Annotated in this window: 11 protein-coding genes; 6 read left to right on the top strand and 5 right to left on the bottom strand. The window is 39.5% G+C overall.

The annotated features are described in order from the left end of the window. Window positions 1-597: 597 nt before the first annotated feature. From OH456_RS09890 to OH456_RS09875, 4 genes are all read left to right on the top strand, one after another. A complete protein-coding gene (locus OH456_RS09890) occupies window positions 598-1,764 on the top strand; it encodes a hypothetical protein (protein WP_270033379.1) in 1,167 nt (388 codons plus the stop codon). Window positions 1,765-1,824: 60 nt separating this feature from the next. Then, entirely contained in the window at window positions 1,825-3,789 is a 1,965-nt protein-coding gene (locus OH456_RS09885; protein WP_270033378.1) for a beta-prism lectin domain-containing protein, read from the top strand. Window positions 3,790-3,979: 190 nt separating this feature from the next. After that, window positions 3,980-4,984, top strand: coding sequence for a hypothetical protein (locus OH456_RS09880; RefSeq protein ID WP_252039988.1), 1,005 nt, complete (start codon window positions 3,980-3,982; stop codon window positions 4,982-4,984). Between the two features lie 253 nt (window positions 4,985-5,237). After that, the gene (locus OH456_RS09875; RefSeq protein ID WP_240645430.1) at window positions 5,238-6,077 is read left to right on the top strand and encodes a hypothetical protein; all 840 of its coding nucleotides are present in this window, start codon (window positions 5,238-5,240) and stop codon (window positions 6,075-6,077) included. 281 nt (window positions 6,078-6,358) lie between these two features. Here OH456_RS09875 and OH456_RS09870 read toward each other — a convergent pair whose 3' ends face one another. The 5 genes from OH456_RS09870 to OH456_RS09850 all read right to left on the bottom strand — a co-directional run bounded on the left by OH456_RS09870 (window position 6,359) and on the right by OH456_RS09850 (window position 12,275). After that, a complete protein-coding gene (locus tag OH456_RS09870) occupies window positions 6,359-7,258 on the bottom strand; it encodes an OmpA family protein (RefSeq protein WP_270033377.1) in 900 nt (299 codons plus the stop codon). Beyond that, window positions 7,233-7,940, bottom strand: a complete 708-nt coding sequence (locus OH456_RS09865; RefSeq protein WP_270033376.1) for a fimbrial biogenesis chaperone — start codon at window positions 7,938-7,940, stop codon at window positions 7,233-7,235. Before OH456_RS09865 ends, OH456_RS09870 begins: the two co-directional genes overlap by 26 nt. An 8-nt stretch (window positions 7,941-7,948) precedes the next feature. Further along, window positions 7,949-10,369 (bottom strand): fimbria/pilus outer membrane usher protein, encoded by a 2,421-nt coding sequence (locus OH456_RS09860; protein WP_270033375.1) that lies wholly within the window; start codon window positions 10,367-10,369, stop codon window positions 7,949-7,951. A 73-nt stretch (window positions 10,370-10,442) separates the two neighbouring features. Continuing rightward, window positions 10,443-11,030 carry a fimbrial protein gene (locus OH456_RS09855; protein ID WP_006070936.1) on the bottom strand — a complete coding sequence of 196 codons (588 nt, stop codon included), beginning with the start codon at window positions 11,028-11,030 and terminating at the stop codon, window positions 10,443-10,445. 324 nt (window positions 11,031-11,354) lie between these two features. Further along, window positions 11,355-12,275, bottom strand: coding sequence for a LysR family transcriptional regulator (locus OH456_RS09850; protein ID WP_124941388.1), 921 nt, complete (start codon window positions 12,273-12,275; stop codon window positions 11,355-11,357). Window positions 12,276-12,611: 336 nt separating this feature from the next. Here OH456_RS09850 and OH456_RS09845 point away from each other — a divergent pair, with 336 nt between their 5' ends. Both OH456_RS09845 and OH456_RS09840 read left to right on the top strand, forming a co-directional pair. Continuing rightward, window positions 12,612-14,750, top strand: coding sequence for an ATP-binding protein (locus OH456_RS09845; protein ID WP_270033374.1), 2,139 nt, complete (start codon window positions 12,612-12,614; stop codon window positions 14,748-14,750). Beyond that, window positions 14,743-15,873 carry an EAL domain-containing response regulator gene (locus OH456_RS09840; protein ID WP_006070941.1) on the top strand — a complete coding sequence of 377 codons (1,131 nt, stop codon included), beginning with the start codon at window positions 14,743-14,745 and terminating at the stop codon, window positions 15,871-15,873. Before OH456_RS09845 ends, OH456_RS09840 begins: the two co-directional genes overlap by 8 nt. Window positions 15,874-15,875: the final 2 nt, after the last annotated feature.

Raw genomic sequence — 15,875 nt, 5'->3', positions numbered from 1 at the left:
ATACCCATATTAAATAATCACTTATTGAATCGTGAGAAAAATAATATTTATTAATCTATTTATATGTAAGAAATAACTTGCTTACGTGAGAATATTTGCTAAATAATAGATGTAGGAAAAATATAAGGTGTGTAAGAAATGAAGTATTTGTCATTATTTTTGCTTTTAACCTCTACATCTGTACTATCAGAAAGTATGTTAAATAAGCCAGTTAACGAGGCTTCGAAGGTGAACAGCAACCCTGTTAGTGGCCAAATTACCTTTAAAGGAAAGATCATGCAGGAACCTTGTGCGTTAAATGTAAGGGATTTCTCAACCAAGATACAAAAGAAAACAAATAACTGTGTTGAGTATACAGCTGAAAAAATCGAGGTATTTAATGAGAGAACAGTCGAAAGTGCTTCTGTTCTAATCGTTAGTTATATCTGATAAATAGAGCTACTACTTAAATATTGAAGTCAATTGAGTGATGTTGATCTCTGTTTTGGATTAATAATAATTAACACCGAATAATAGGATGGTTTGTTATTTTCTTGTGTTTAAGCTTGGATATGTAAGTCGTTTCGATTTACATTGAATCTTAAATATGAGGTAAGTATGAAAAACTACATATTAGTATTTGGTAGTTTAGTAAGTTCGTCTTTAGTTTATGGGCTTGAAATTGAATCAGTAACAAGAGGGGATGAGTTTACTACTGTAGGATTTCCTATTATTGCGTCAGATAATTCAGACTTAATCTATCATTATAAAGAAGATGGTAGTGTTAATGACTATGTTTGGATGGTCGATGATAAAATCATATCGAAGGGAGTGGTTTATACTCCAAGTGAGAGTGATACAAATAAAGACATAAAACTCTGTTTAATTGAAAAAGGTGATTTTAACTGTTCAAATACATTAAAGATAATTACTAAATTTGGTAATAACGATGCTCAGCTTCGAAACAGCAGAGCACCTAATACTGATATTAATGATTACTGGGAGGTGAATAATACGATAACCAATGAAGAGATTATCAATGACGAAGATACCTCTGTAAAAATCAAATTAAGTGTGGATTACATTGGAGCAGCAAGTATAGATGAATTACCATCTGGCTCTCCATATGTCACAGATCTATTTTATACACTGAAGTCTGATACTACAGTACTTCAGTCAACCTCTCGTTTGCCAGGTTTTACTCATAATACCTCCAATCAATCTACAAGTTATAACACAACAATCTCACAGTTGAACCTTTCATCGGTACCTTTGGTTAGTCTTTGCACTTTTGGCTTATCCTCACATGGGGCGAGTCCTACAATCGAACCTTCGTCTTGCAGCACTAGACTCGTAACAGAAAGACCGGAAAACCTTGGTAATTGGGTACAGCCGCCAACAAAAGAGCAATTCACTCTGTTGTTCCCTGGTCAGAGCTATCTGCAGGAAACCGTCGGCAGTAAAACGTATGTAGCATCACCACGTTTGACCAATACAGGTATCAACCTTGTTGAAAGCTACTGTAAATACATTTCGCCACGCGCCACTCCACCAACAAGTAGTGAGCTTAAGTCTTTAGCTCAAAACACATCGATATTTGATGATAGCTGGCCTGGAATGACCAACTATTGGACCAATACTACAACGACTAATGGTCCGTTTACCTTTGCTGGAATTACTTGGGCTGAAACAGTATCTATCTCAGGCACGAATACAACCCAAATTGCCCCAAGCGAAGTCTATAACGGATATCTAAGTTGTATTGTTAAAGATGAGTCTAAATAAAAGCTTTATGTCTCATTTAAAAGAGCTTTGGAAATAATAAAACCAAAATTGGAGTTAATGATGAATAAAACATCGTTATTGTTCCTCTTGGGTGCAATTGGCCCTTTAGGAAGCGCTTACGCAATGTCAGTTGATATTGAAAGTAAAGTTGAAGACAGTGAAATATTGTTAGGTAGAATAAATAATGAGCTTGCAACAAACTATGTCGGCGATAAGCTCATTGAACTTAAATGGGTGACGAAAGAAGGAAAAACGATTTCCACTAAACCTTATTTAATTCCCAACAGTTCGATGAAAGATATACGTTTTTGTGTGTCAAGTGAACAGACAGCAACCTGTTCGACATCATGGTCGACTAGCCATGCGTTAAGGTCAGCTTCGTCGCCTAAGTTCACAGCGGGAAATACCGCTAATCTAACAGTGCGCGTACTCGATAATGATTCGTTAAAATATGAGGAACCTGCTACCTCGATTAGTAACTTCGACATTATTAGTGGAAGGTTTGGTTTTCACTATACCGAACAACTCGATCAACATGGTCATGTGGTAATGAATATGATCAGCTACAGCCAACCTTCAATTTTCCTCACGCTGCCGTCTATTGAGTCTAATATGAAGACCATTAAAGCGTGTTCGGTCGGTGGTTTCTATTTAGATGAGCCGACTTACATTGAATCATGCACACCAAGTTATGAAATTGATAGTTCTCCAGTAGAACCGGAGCCTGAAGAATCTGTTCTATGCTTGTATCAGCACCCCAACTATAAGGGCAACAAGAAGTGCTTTGATGAAGAAGAGATAAACCACTCTAAGGACATGACCTCGCCGAAGTTTCCACACTCAATGGCAAATTATGGATTGGTAGATTCGAGCAGCCTTACTATCAAATCAGGGTACCGAGCAACGGTCGGTAATTTTTCTGGCCATAACTCAACGATTAACGACACATGGAATAAATCCGCTACTTACCTAGGTAATACAGTTGGGGATAAGGGTAAACACGTTTTTCTTGAGAGAGATGACACTTATGGTTGTTTCTTTCAGCACCATGCATTGCATTATGGTGAATTCGAACGGGCAATCAGCCAGTGTGTAGAAGTTGGAGAGAAAATCGAGCAACTTACCCCGCTGAAATCTGGACTTCAGCGTACGCTCTCTACCATCACAATGCATCCGGGTCTTACCATTACTTTATATTCTGACCTTGGTGGTAACAGTAAGCTCGGAACTTACAACCAAGCACGATTTTGGACTGGCTCTGGCTATCCAAATGATCGCGCGAAGTCGTTTAGTATTTCCGTAGATAAAAACTACAGTTTTTACCTAGTCAACGGTAATACGCTGTTACGCAGTCTCGAAAACAGTAGCCTGGCTTTAAAAAACCTCATCACTGAGAAGGGCGATCTACACCTGGTCACGTCTGATGGGCATTGGACTAGAAACTTTGTACTTCCTGAGGGCGTTCCAGAATTCACCCGTTTGAAGTTTGAGCGTAAATCTACATACCACTTTAATGTGGTTAATGGTGATACAACTTACACACCTAAACGTGGTGAAACCTTAGTCGTTACCTATATCAATAATCAGTGGGTGTTAAGTGGTGATAAAAGCGGTAGCGAGGTTACTTGGAGTTCGGTTTTAGGCGTAAAAAGTAACAACGCAGCTACGCAGTCAGTTTCCTCTTCGAAAGTGCTATATATTCGAGCGGGAGCTGCCATTGATGCCATAGGAACCTCTCGTAGTAACCTTCATGGTGGCTCAGGTGGCGGCTTGTATCAAGTTAGCCTAACGGGTCTAAAATCGGTTACGGCGACAAGAGGTGATTTTCGATGGGGTGGCCGTCAGTTAGTTGCTCTAACATTTCACTATCAGAATGGTAGTCAAAAGTTGATCGGTTCTAAGCGCTATGCGACTAATCGTACAGAGCAAAGTGCGGCTGTGCCTGCGGGGCAGGAGGTCAAAGGTTTGAACGTTTGGTCCAATGGTTGGTTGGTAAGTGGTTTACAACTCAAGTTTGGGGATTGATTCAAGATTTACCTAGCTTAAACATTTAAAAGGTTCCTATTAAGGAGCCTTTTATTTAGTAATACTAAGCGTACGATATGATTTAGTGAAGGAAAATGCCGGCATTCAGGTGGGAAAAATCTTACTTAAAGATAATTGCACAGAATATATAATAGACATGTATTCTTAGACCAGAAGCGATTGACAATCAATGAAATTAATTAAATTCGTACTATTTTCGTTGTCGTTATTTTTTTCTTACTATACTTATGCACTAAATAGTGGTGAATGTACATACTCTAATCAAAAACTAACATACTCAGGGGTTAACCTTCCTAGTTCAAATGACGTGTATAAAGATGGTGAGGTTTTGGGGCAACTTATATTGTCAACCAACTATTCTTGTAAGACAAACTCGATAACAAATAATAGTGTGGTACTCCAAGTTGGAACTAGAGGAGCAGGAAACAGTCACATAAGTGCTAAGCGGTATAACAGTAATGTTGCTGGGATTGTTCTTGAGGCAAAATTCACAGTAGCACAGGCGGCAAGCTTTAGTAATGAGGTTATATTCAAACAGTTCAAAAAGCCGCAATATTCTAACAATCAAAATGTAAGTGGAACGTTCAACCAACCATTATTTGATGTCATTAAATCTGGTGAAATAAGCAGTGCTACATCGGTAACACTAAATCTTCAAAATCCATTTAGGTTAGTCAGTTTTATCTACAATACGGCGACAACTGGTGGCGTCTACTTTAGTCCAACCAATGTTCCAGATACCGCTCCCATTCCAGTTTATAATGCATCATGCAGTGTGACACATCCTACAAACGTTCAAGTCCCCGCTCTGGTTAAAGGTATTAGAGATGAAGTAAGCAGTTACTTTAACATAGTCCTCAATTGTGTCGATAAATCCGTCATGCAAAATAACGTGCAGCTAACTGTCACTCCAGTAAATATGACGAACGTAACAATGACTGGAGACAAGACGACATTGGTTTTTAATGACCGCAATCAGATGGTTTTAATGAACATCTTTAATAGTGTTAATAGTACAGAAGCGATGATGCAATTTTCAACAATGTACCCATTCAGTAACAGTAGTCAGGGAAGTAGCTTTACAATCCCTATGCGAGCAAAGTTCCAATTAGGTTCTTCATCAGGTTATGGAAATTTTAGTTTTCAGACTCAGGTTGCTGTTAGGTATAACTAATTATCCTTCTGCCTACATTGAAGTAAGAATAATCGTACTTTGAAGTGTTGATTTCGAATATATAATGGCATGCGTTTTATAGAACTGAGCATGACATTTAATGAACCTATCTAGATTTTTAATTCTACTGTTGGTCTTCGCTAGCAAAGCAGTCTTAGCCTTAAATAGCGGCGAGTGCACTTTTACAAATCAAAAGCTAACATACTCCGGTGTTAACCTACCTAGTTCGAATGAAGTCTATAAAGATGGCGAGGTGTTAGGTCAATTAATCCTTTCGACGAATTACTCCTGCAAAACTCAAAGTTTTACTAACAATGGCGTGGTACTACAGGTTGGTACCCGAGGGGCAGCTGGAAGCTATATTGGAGAAAAGAAGTTTCGAAGTAATGTAGAAGGTATCGTATTAGAAGGCACTTTTATGGTTGGAGGTGTTGCAGGTGTTAATAACGAAATAATCTTTAATCAGTTCAAAAAACCAACATATGGAAACAACCAAAATATCAGTGGCACGTTCAATCAACCAATGTTCAACGTCATTAAGTCTGGTGAGATTCAGAACGCCAGTTCAGTAACACTAAATCTTGCTACTCAATATAATCTAGCAAGTTTTATTTATAATACCGGTGGTAGTGCATATGTTAGCCCATCTAGTGTCCCTAACTCTCAACAAATCCCGGTATATAATGCTTCTTGCAATGTTACCCATCCAACTAACGTCGAAGTCCCTGCGTTAGTAAAAGGTGTGAGGGATGAAGTTAGTAGCTACTTCAACATAGCGTTAAACTGTGCAGATAAGTCTGTGATGCAAAATAACGTTCAGTTAACTGTTACTCCAGTCAATATGACTAATGTGTCTTTAAGCTTGGACAAAAGTTCACTTCTATATAATGGTAACGGTCAGATCGTATTAATGAACATTTTCAATAATCTGGGTTCGGAATCGCAGATGTTGTTCTCTACAATGTACGAGTTTAGTAACGATGCTCAAGGAAGCAGCTTCACTATTCCAATGCGTGCTAAATTCCAATTGGGATCGTCATCGGGATACGGGAATTTTAGCTTTCAAACGCAAATTACGGTTAGATATAACTAGTTTCTTCTTTCTTACATCAACAGTCACGGATAGTGATTGTTGATGGTCTTTAGAGCTTCAATCATCACATCTTCTGTCATTATGATCCTTAGGCTACATCGAATTTAATTCTCATATTACGTCTGGCTTATACTATCCTCTAAAACAATCAACGATATTATTGGCTGATAGCAGGTAATTGACGTGAAGACATTTGGAATCCAACATCATAGGAGAAATTAAAAGCCTACTATCAAGTAGGCTTTTAACGTTACGTATGAATAGAGGTAGTGAAGAGTGTACTAATTATCTTTGGTTGTTTCGAAATACGAGAACTGTACCAATGGTTGGCCAAGTTTATCTTGATCTTTAAATGAAGACTTAATATCCATCCTTTGTTTATCAATACCATTTTCGGTATAAAAAACACGCAATCTTTCTACTCTTCTTTGTCCCAACCATTTATTATAAGCCGCGGTTCCGCCTATCGAGTGCTTGTTGACAATTCGAATACTCATATCTGGATGTTGGTGAAGATACAGGATACTTTCTTTAAGCACTTTTTCATTGCTTATATAGCTTGAGTTTACTTTGAACACATGTGTTGCTTCGACAATGGCTCTTTCTGGTGGGAGCGTTGATTGTACTGCCACTTTCTCAGATGTTTGCTGTATTACAGCAGGTCGGGGATCTAGAGGTCTAGCGCGAGTTGGCTCTGGTCCAGGAATTGCCCAAGTAATGCCCAATATAAATTCTGGAAGAACTTTGACATCCGATTCTTTTTTGATAACCGCAGATACACCGCCAAACAGTGCCACATCGCTGTCTAAATGATGTTTAATAACACTGGAAAAGCCGGTTCTAAATGGATGCGTTTCATCTTCATATTGAATGAATGGTCCGTATAGTAGGGCAGTGCCAGAATCGAGTTGAGAGCGACCAAACAAGGAGATTCGAGCTAACAGGTGTTTGTTATCGAGTTGTGTGTTGTTATAACCAAGACGTGATTCAACTACCAAGTCTGGTGTTATGTTTACTCCATATATGATGTTAGGAGAAAAATAATCATTAGTAGGCTGATAGCCCGCGGCAAACCCAAGATAGTCGTTCTCGTCATTGATGGGAGAAACGGTATCGGGAGCAGTCCATGCTCCCGGAGAGAGTGTTAAACAGATACTAAAAGTTAACAGTTTGAATTTCACTTAAACCACCATAATCATTGATAATGCCGTATTCCAAGGACATATTTTTAATGTCCATTCCCTTAGGTACCGCATACTTTTGTTGACCAAAAGGTGGCGTCATTTTGAACCTATCATCGAGTATTTTAGATACACTGCCATTAATGACCTTTAGGTGACCAAGGCTTAGGTAATAAGGGGTATTGTTCGTTGATTGAAGGTATTTTTTCCCGTCTTCTTCAATGATGTTCCAAGACAGCTGTTTAGCTGCATCAAGAAGCCCGGTCATATCCAATTGGTCGGGACGAACGATGACCTTGATCCGAGTTCTGACGGCAATATTTAGCTGGTTCTGGTCAGTTTCCGCTTTCTTAGGGATCTCTTGTACCGAAAGGAAGAAAATGCTCTCTCTATCTTTGGCTAGTTTGTTTTCAATCGGTAGAATTCTCACAAAACCTTGTTCATTAGCGCCTAGCTTAAAGATAGGTGGCGTAAGTACTAGCGGCAGGTCCCGAGTGTTGCCATCGCTATCCTCAATCCAAGATTGCACCAGATATTCACTTGCAGAATCATTGATGATGTCAACTTGATGTTCTTTGGTTGTTGCAATTATCTCCCTAGTATTAATAGGGCGCACTCCCGCGTGCGCTTCAATAATTGGAAATAGACTAACAACAATGACTAATAACGATCTCAATAACATATTTGTACCTAATTACAGCTTCGCTCAACGATGTCCTGCAAACTTTTAGAGTCAGGACTTACACTGATTGAAAATTCACAAAGACCAGAACCAACAACAAAAGTTGCTGATTGGTCAGGTTTAATCCCTGACAGATAAACAATATTGTCAGTACCAACAAATGACATCTCATCTGATTGGTTATCGAGTGAAACAACAGGTTCTCCAAATAGGTTTGCGTCTGTATTAAGTTTCACCAGTACACGTTTACCTACACGAGCTTTCAGATCTATAAGGACCGTAGAGCCTCGTCTTGGAACGTAGTTTTTGCTGAACTCCACTAATTGAACGTCTGAGTTCTCTTCTGCATTGATGTAGACTTTATTAGAGCCGTAATCATTTGAGTAAGGAATAACAGCAATACCGTCCTTGTTTGTCCTGAGTGTTGGGTTGTGATTAACAATCAGATTCTCCGCATCATCCACCTTTACAACTGCGGTGGTTTCCCCTAGATACTGAGCTGCAACAATTCCCCCGTCATAGATGAGTAAACCACCGTTGGCGCTGAGACTCCCTGACGTTGTCTCTCCATTAGATTCGACATTTGCAGAAAACTGACCGTAAGGTGTCGAGTTTCTTACCATGGCCGAGACGGAAGTATTGCCAGTTTTTGTATCATTTGAGGTTTGACTGACTGTCGTGCTGTAGTCGTAATTTCCGGTTCTACCGTTGTACGACAACTGATTATTAAGTGCACCAGTGTTTTGCTCGTGTGTTGATGAGAACACCACACTAGAGTCGTTGTTTTCCCCAAATGGTAACGATAGAGATAAACCAATTCTCTTATCACTAGTCACACCATAATTGGTTTGCACAGTGTCACTAATCGTGTAATTCATACCAACGGAAACACGACCAAGATTAAAATTCAAAGATGAGTACAGTGATGTGCCACTCAAGGATGAATTGTGGTAGGTGTCATACTTATATGATAAGTACAATGTTGCTTCACTAATGGGTTGGTTCACCGATACCTCAAATCGGTTACGCAGTCCAAGTCGAGTCTGTTCATTACTGTCCATGTCACTTGCTGTAGAGACAAACTCTTCGAAGCTTAGAAAATCGGGCGATCGGTATTGATAACCAACCAACTGTAAACTGGTTGCTGAACGGTAGAATTGTTTCGCATACAAGCTCTTTAAGATAAATCCGCTGTGTTGTTGGTTATCCTCAAAACTCGTATAACGTGTTGCGCCACTTTCAAAAGACATAGCTCCAAATTGGCCTAAGTCATAGGTCACGCCCAGTTCGCCGTAATAATATTGCTCGGAAAGTAATGATGAGAATTTAGGCGTAATCACGCCCAGTCCATACTCTAGACCGCCTGTTAATACCGCTGGCTGAACAGAAGAGTTCGAATTGCGGTATTGACCTGCTGAGACGGAGTAATTAAAGCTGCCCTCACGAAGTAGGGATGGTAGCTTAGTAAATGGAATAGTTCTGCGTCGAATTTGACCGTTACTTTCTTCGATGACGAGCTCTAAATCGGCACCTGTACTTGAAACGTCAAGATCATCAATTTCAAACTCACCAGGTGGCACAACGCGACTGTATAGTACGAGTCCGTTTTGGAGCACGGTAACTTTGGCCGAACTTAAGGCGACATCTTTAAGAACGGGAACGTAATTATTCCAGTGAGATTTATACATTCCGGTTGCTTTAGCAAGACTAAGGCCCGTTAGTGGTAGTGAGCCGTTAATTGCGGAGATGTTGCTTGAACGAATTTCACCGAAATTGGCTCTAGAAGTAATGCTATCTATATCTCTATATACAAAGAAATCACTCAAGTTCGAGCTAAATGCATCGCCATTCTTATAGAGGTTACCGCCGCCTTTGAGTCGCCACATGCCAAATGTTGCCAACCCTTGAACACCGAGGTAGCCATTAACGGCGGATGAATTGCTTGTTCCGCTAATATAAGAGTTGTAATTCAGCTTAACGCTGTTGACACCCTGATCCCATTTAGATGGAGGTGTCTTCAATTTACCGTCTTTCTTCTCGATGTTAATGTCGGGTACAGTAAGCACGAGCAGCGATTGTGAAGAAATATAGTTAGCCGTCGCCATCGGGCTGATGTCTGTGAGGGTATAGCAGCTTTTTCCAACTTCCGGCAGTTTAATATTTAAATCCAGCAGTTGAATTTTCGAAAGACAAGGTTGGATATCGTTGGCAGCAGATTGTTTGAACTCGACAAGCATACGTTGAGAACTAAGCCCATTGAGCTCAACATCGATCATGTGCTCACCAGGTGCAATAGCTTGTTCAAACCAGCGTGTATCAAGTTTTTCACCAGAAATATCGCTATTCATAAAGCTCAAGTCGAAGTCTGAACCGAATACTTGATATGAAAACAATAGTGGGATGAAGCTTAAAAATTGATGATTCTTCATGCTGTACCGACAGAAATCAGGGAGTCAGCTCCGAAGAGGAACTGACTCCGGGTGGTATGCGAACGCGTAAGCTTTAGTTATATTCGATGGTGTAGTTTGCGACTGAAGTTACGGTACCTGCAGTAGGTGCAGAGCCACTTACATTGACATAAGCTGCGTTGAAATTGAGGATGTAAGATTCTGCAGTTTCTGCACTTGTTGGAAGCGTTGTTTCGTCAGCTTTATTGCTACCACCGTTAATGTCGATGATGCTAACGCCATCTTCCTTGAGTAGTTGGATACCCACACCACCAGCAGGAGTAGTGCTAGCTGTGTTTTTTAGTACGTATTGGTTTGCTGGGTCACCAACACCGGAAAAAGCAACACGCATTTTTTCAGCTGTGGTTGATTGGCTCTTACAATCGGTTAGCGTGATGGTAAATGCTGTCATACCAGCTAAGTCACCTTTAGTTGTGCCAATACTTCCTGTAGTAATGCTCGGTAGTGTCACGTTTAGATTAGTAGATGCGCTACCACCACCGGTTGCACCACCAGTAACGGTACATGAAGCAGCAGTTACTTTACCGTTGAAAGTAATAGTGCCATCAGCGGCGTAAGAACCTGCACTAACTAGTAATATGCTGCTAGCTAAAACACTTTTAATCAGAACACTTTTTTTCATTCGATATATCCTTTTGGAATTTGAAATTTACAATAATACCTAATAACACTGATATAGTTTTCTGCCTCCCATAACAAAGGCATGTTCTATTTTACTTAACGGTTTAAAGATATTAATGAGAATTGACGTGTCTGGGTGTAGTATTATTCTCACACAGGTGTCAGATAACTGTGTGCAGTGTTTTTTGGGGATGTATAATTGATTGAAACTCGGAGAGTTTACTTTAGAATAGATAAGAAATAGTGTGGTTTATATCAGAGAGTTTTTACCAATAGCTTCCTTTTGGACACACGCTAAAGAAAATTCAATGACGTTACTCTTATACTACTCATAAATACTATCAAACAAACTACAAGTGGCAGGAGGAGACTTAAGAATCTGTGATATGCTGTCATAAAAAATATTGGTTAACATTTCATTCTGTTGAGCATGATGGTAGAGGCCAATGATTATACCTCTTGTAGGAAGTTGCCATAATATATGTGGTGAACGGTAATAGTCGGCGATGATTTTTGGTACTATAAAACACAGCTTCTGTTGGTTAACTAATTTCATCGCAGTACTTAAATTATCTACGACGAAAGAATGTTTTATTGGAATACCATTCTTTTCTGCTATATCGAAAAAGTTGGACTCAACATCATTCCAGTCTTTGAGTCGAAGAAACATAAATTCACGTTCTTGTGATAGTTGCTCCAAAGGTTTGTTAGTATCTTCTCGAGGACAAATCACAACCAGTTTAGTTGCAGTAATGCGCTTGTATCGGATTTTTCCCGGGTGGTAAACAAGATTCAAGTGAATGCCAAAATCTATTTTCTCATCTTGAAGGTGTTGATTTGTTTGAGAATCCCATGTCATTAGTTCGATCTTTGCACTGGGGAATTGTTTTGACAACTGCAGTGATATCTCGTCACCATATAGCTCCATTAGTATGTGTGTAATAGCTACTTTTATAGGTTTACGATAATTTTCATTTGAAATAGTATTTCTAGACGTTAAAGTGTGACGTATGTCACTTAGCATTTGCTCTATCTCGGGAGCAATATTTTTGACATATTCGGTAGGAAGCATCCGATTATTCGAGCGTACAAAAAGAGGATCATCTAATTGCTCTCTGAGCTTAGAAATATCCTTACTCACAGAACTCGTCGTTTTACCAAGCTTTCGCCCCGCCTCGGATAAACTCTGCGTGTAATATACTTCAAGTAGCGTATATAGTAACTGAAGGTTTTCCACCTGTTTCATAGGTTAAGAGTTCTCAAATAATAAAACATAGTGTTATGTAGTATATTTCGTACTTGACGAGTCATCCAGTCTTACATCGAAATTTAGCACAACAAGATAAGATTAAGGAATATTATTTCTTGTAGGCGTTATGTAATGCGAAAGCCATGCGGTTCATTTAAGACTATAGCTTTTATAGCTGTCTGTCTTATCCCATCATTAGGATATGCATTTGGTGATTTTTCTTTAACTATAGATGATAAACCTAGTGATAGTGGACTCAGCCAATCAAATTACATTCGCTTCTTGGGGCAAGACTTTCTTAGTCTAAGGTCCTCACTCCGGGAGGAAGTAAGAATGTACCTACTTATTACACTGGGTTTAGCAATTTCGGCACTATCAGTATTGGTATTCTCGGTAAGAAATCGTTCGAAATTAGACACTGGCCGTAATGAAATACCGTCTTGGACGGAAAATATTATTTCCCAGCTTCCTAGCTTAATATTCCTAGAAAGTGACAAAGGTTTAGAGGGGTGTAACTGCCCTTACTATGATTCATGTCTAAAGTCTGGTGGTTGTGGCATTCACCAACAGATAGATGGACAGGAAGACAGTATTCACAATCTTAAAAATGCCCAATATAAAAAACGATGTGAATTTGGTTTTATCGACAAAATCCGCGTGACTAAGCGGACGATACCAAACAGTGAAAAAATGCTGACGGTAGTTGACGATGTTACCTCTGAGTACCAGCAGCGCTCGGCACTTGAAAAAGCACACTGGCTTGCAGAGCAAGCTGTGCAAAGTCGTGAGCGTTTTCTGGCGACAATGAGTCATGAGCTAAGAACGCCAATAGCATCAATGATTGGTTTATTGGAATTGTTGTCTTATGAAAATCGAAACATTGCTGATGACTATAAGCTCAAAAGCCTTATGTCCTCGGCAAAGAACTTACAATTATTGGTTAACGATATTCTTGACTACAGTAAGTTAGATAGCCAAGGCATTTCTTTAGTCGAGGAGTTTGTTTCATATACTGATCTTCTTGGGGACTTGGTTCGATTGCATGAAGCTTCAGCGAGAGAAAGGGGTCTTGTATTTGAAACTCAATGGGATAGTAGTGAGATCGAATTTATCCTAACGGATGCCTTAAGGCTTAGCCAGATAGTCAACAACGTCCTTTCTAATGCAGTTAAGTTTACAGAACAAGGAAAGATAAAAGTAACGGTACGAGCTACTAAACAGAACATCAGTATTATCGTTGATGATACGGGTATCGGGATCAGTCCAGATAAATTGGAATCGATATTCGACCCATTTCGTCAGGCAGATGATTCAATTGAGCGAAAATATGGCGGCACAGGTCTTGGCTTAGCGATCGTTAAAAAGCTCACCACGTTGATGTCAGGCTATATCTCGATTAATTCAACAGAGGGTGAGGGCACGAGTGTCATGATCTCTTTGCCACTGAAAAGTTACGAGTATAAGAAAACGAAAATATGCTTTAACTACACAGGACAAAATACCCATATTAGTAACTGGTTCTCTTCATGCGAAGAAAAAGATAAATGCATAAAAATAATCGACTCTATCGATGAATTGAAGAGTAAAGATGACAGAGACAGCTACATCCTGATCAATGACAAACGTTTAGGAATGGGATTCAACGAAAAGTACGGAATCTGGGAAATTAGTACTGAACCTTTCTATCCAGATCTGTTTTACAAGTGTAAAGAGAAAATCGGTACCAAAAATCGAGGCTTTACTAGTGGTGGTGTCAACAACTTGGCAGGGCTAAAGGTATTAATCGCGGAAGATAATCCTATTAACCAATATATGTTGAGTGAGCAAATGGACCTGTTGGGCATTAATGCGGTGATTGTGTCAGATGGCCTTGAGGCAAAAAAGGAGTTGCAAGTAAATGGAGAGCACTACGATATGTTGATTACGGATGTCCACATGCCGAAGATGGATGGAATATCGTTAGTTAGATGGGTGAGAGAGAATTTATCGTCATTCAAGTACAAGCCTATCGTCGGCTGTACTGCGGAGCATTCGAAGTCATTGCGCAGAAAAATGCTCGATTTTGATGACATTATTTTAAAGCCTTTCGAAGTTAAAAGGCTATTCGAAGTAATATCAAGTAACAAGGCGAAGTACAAAACTTCATCTGGGAAAAACCAGAAAATATCCAGTTATATGTCCACGTTATCTGATGATAAAAGAAAACGATTGGTCCAAGTATTTAGAGAAACAATGACCAACGACTTATATCTTCTAAAGTCGGCAGTTGATGAAGAGATAATTAGAAAAGTCGCTCATAAAATAAAGGGTGGAGCTAACTCAATAGGGGAGTTTGAAGTGGGCGATGTGGCAGGGCAATTAGAGAGTCAGTGTTTAGAATCGAGAAATATTGAGGAGATTCTTGAGGGTAAAAAGGTCTTGATCGAGGTTCTATCAAATAAATTGAGAGAAGTTGGAAGTAGTAATGTATAACAGCGTTTTGTTGATTGACGATAGTAACATCGATAGAGAAGTAACCAGCGTTTATTTAAACGATCTAGGAGCCGACACGATACAGCACGCAGCAAATGGAGAAGTTGCGTCTAGAATCTTAGCAACCGAGACATTTGAACTGATCATTTGTGATGTCGATATGCCTGTTTGTGATGGCCTAGACTTCATAAAAAGACTGGCTTCGATTGATAAATCTGTCCCGATTTTGATGATCAGCTCTATTGCTCAAGGTTTTTCTCAATCGGTGGTACTAATGGCGAATCAGTTAGGGTTTAAGCACGTAAACTTTCTACAGAAGCCATTTTGTATTGATACGTTAGAAGAGACTCTGCAGTCACTGATGTTGAGCGAAAGTATCCGGCCTAATGGACTCGATGACGACTTTCAACTGCATGAGTTACTTACGGCGTTATACCGAAACCAGATAGTGAATTACTACCAAAAAAAGGTTGCGCTGGATTCACAACAAGTCGTTGGGTATGAGGTACTTTCTCGTTTCGAGCATCCTATTCAAGGCACAATACCCGCGGCACGATTCTTAACGGATGACCTACCAACAAGTTTCTATTGCCAACTCTTTTTACTCAGTTTGGAGAAGGCGATTCGTTACTGGAAATCAAATAATGTCGATGTGACGTTTTCTATTAATGCACCGCCGGATATTTTCTCTAATCCAGGAATGGTGAGCTCCATCATTGATTTAGTCGAATCGTTTGGTTTTGATTTTAACAAAATCATTATCGAAATTACGGAGGGGAGAAGTTACTTGTTGGATAGTGCATTTCTATACGCATTCAACAAGTTATCTCTAGTGGGTGTGAAGTTCTCAATCGATGATTTTGGTGACGACCATGCGACTTTTAGAAAGCTAGCGAATCTTTCGTTTCATGAGCTAAAGATATCTAGGCAGCTTTTGTTGGCAGGAAATGAAAATGAAAAAACGTACGCGTTGATAAAAAATATAGTCTCAGTTTGTCGAGAACTGAATATCCAAACGGTGGCAGAAGGAGTAGAAAATCATGACCTGCTTCAATTAGCCCAAGAGCTAAGGTTTGATATATGTCAGGGTTTTTTGTTGGGTAAACCAAGCCCAAAAGTATAGAG

The organism is Vibrio sp. La 4.2.2, from assembly GCF_027586995.1.
Lineage (GTDB): Bacteria > Pseudomonadota > Gammaproteobacteria > Enterobacterales > Vibrionaceae > Vibrio > Vibrio mediterranei.
The sequence above is the reverse complement of the archived record's forward strand: the minus strand, read 5'-3'. Positions and strand labels throughout refer to the sequence as shown.

Excerpts from the sequence above, each read along its gene's own strand:
- OH456_RS09890 (WP_270033379.1), top strand. The coding sequence starts at position 598 with ATGAAAAACTACATATTAGTATTTGGTAGTTTAGTAAGTTCGTCTTTA.
- OH456_RS09885 (WP_270033378.1), top strand. The coding sequence starts at position 1,825 with ATGAATAAAACATCGTTATTGTTCCTCTTGGGTGCAATTGGCCCTTTA.
- OH456_RS09880 (WP_252039988.1), top strand. The coding sequence starts at position 3,980 with ATGAAATTAATTAAATTCGTACTATTTTCGTTGTCGTTATTTTTTTCT.
- OH456_RS09865 (WP_270033376.1), bottom strand. The coding sequence starts at position 7,940 with ATGTTATTGAGATCGTTATTAGTCATTGTTGTTAGTCTATTTCCAATT.
- OH456_RS09860 (WP_270033375.1), bottom strand. The coding sequence starts at position 10,369 with ATGAAGAATCATCAATTTTTAAGCTTCATCCCACTATTGTTTTCATAT.
- OH456_RS09855 (WP_006070936.1), bottom strand. The coding sequence starts at position 11,030 with ATGAAAAAAAGTGTTCTGATTAAAAGTGTTTTAGCTAGCAGCATATTA.
- OH456_RS09850 (WP_124941388.1), bottom strand. The coding sequence starts at position 12,275 with ATGAAACAGGTGGAAAACCTTCAGTTACTATATACGCTACTTGAAGTA.
- OH456_RS09845 (WP_270033374.1), top strand. The coding sequence starts at position 12,612 with ATGTACCTACTTATTACACTGGGTTTAGCAATTTCGGCACTATCAGTA.
- OH456_RS09840 (WP_006070941.1), top strand. The coding sequence starts at position 14,743 with ATGTATAACAGCGTTTTGTTGATTGACGATAGTAACATCGATAGAGAA.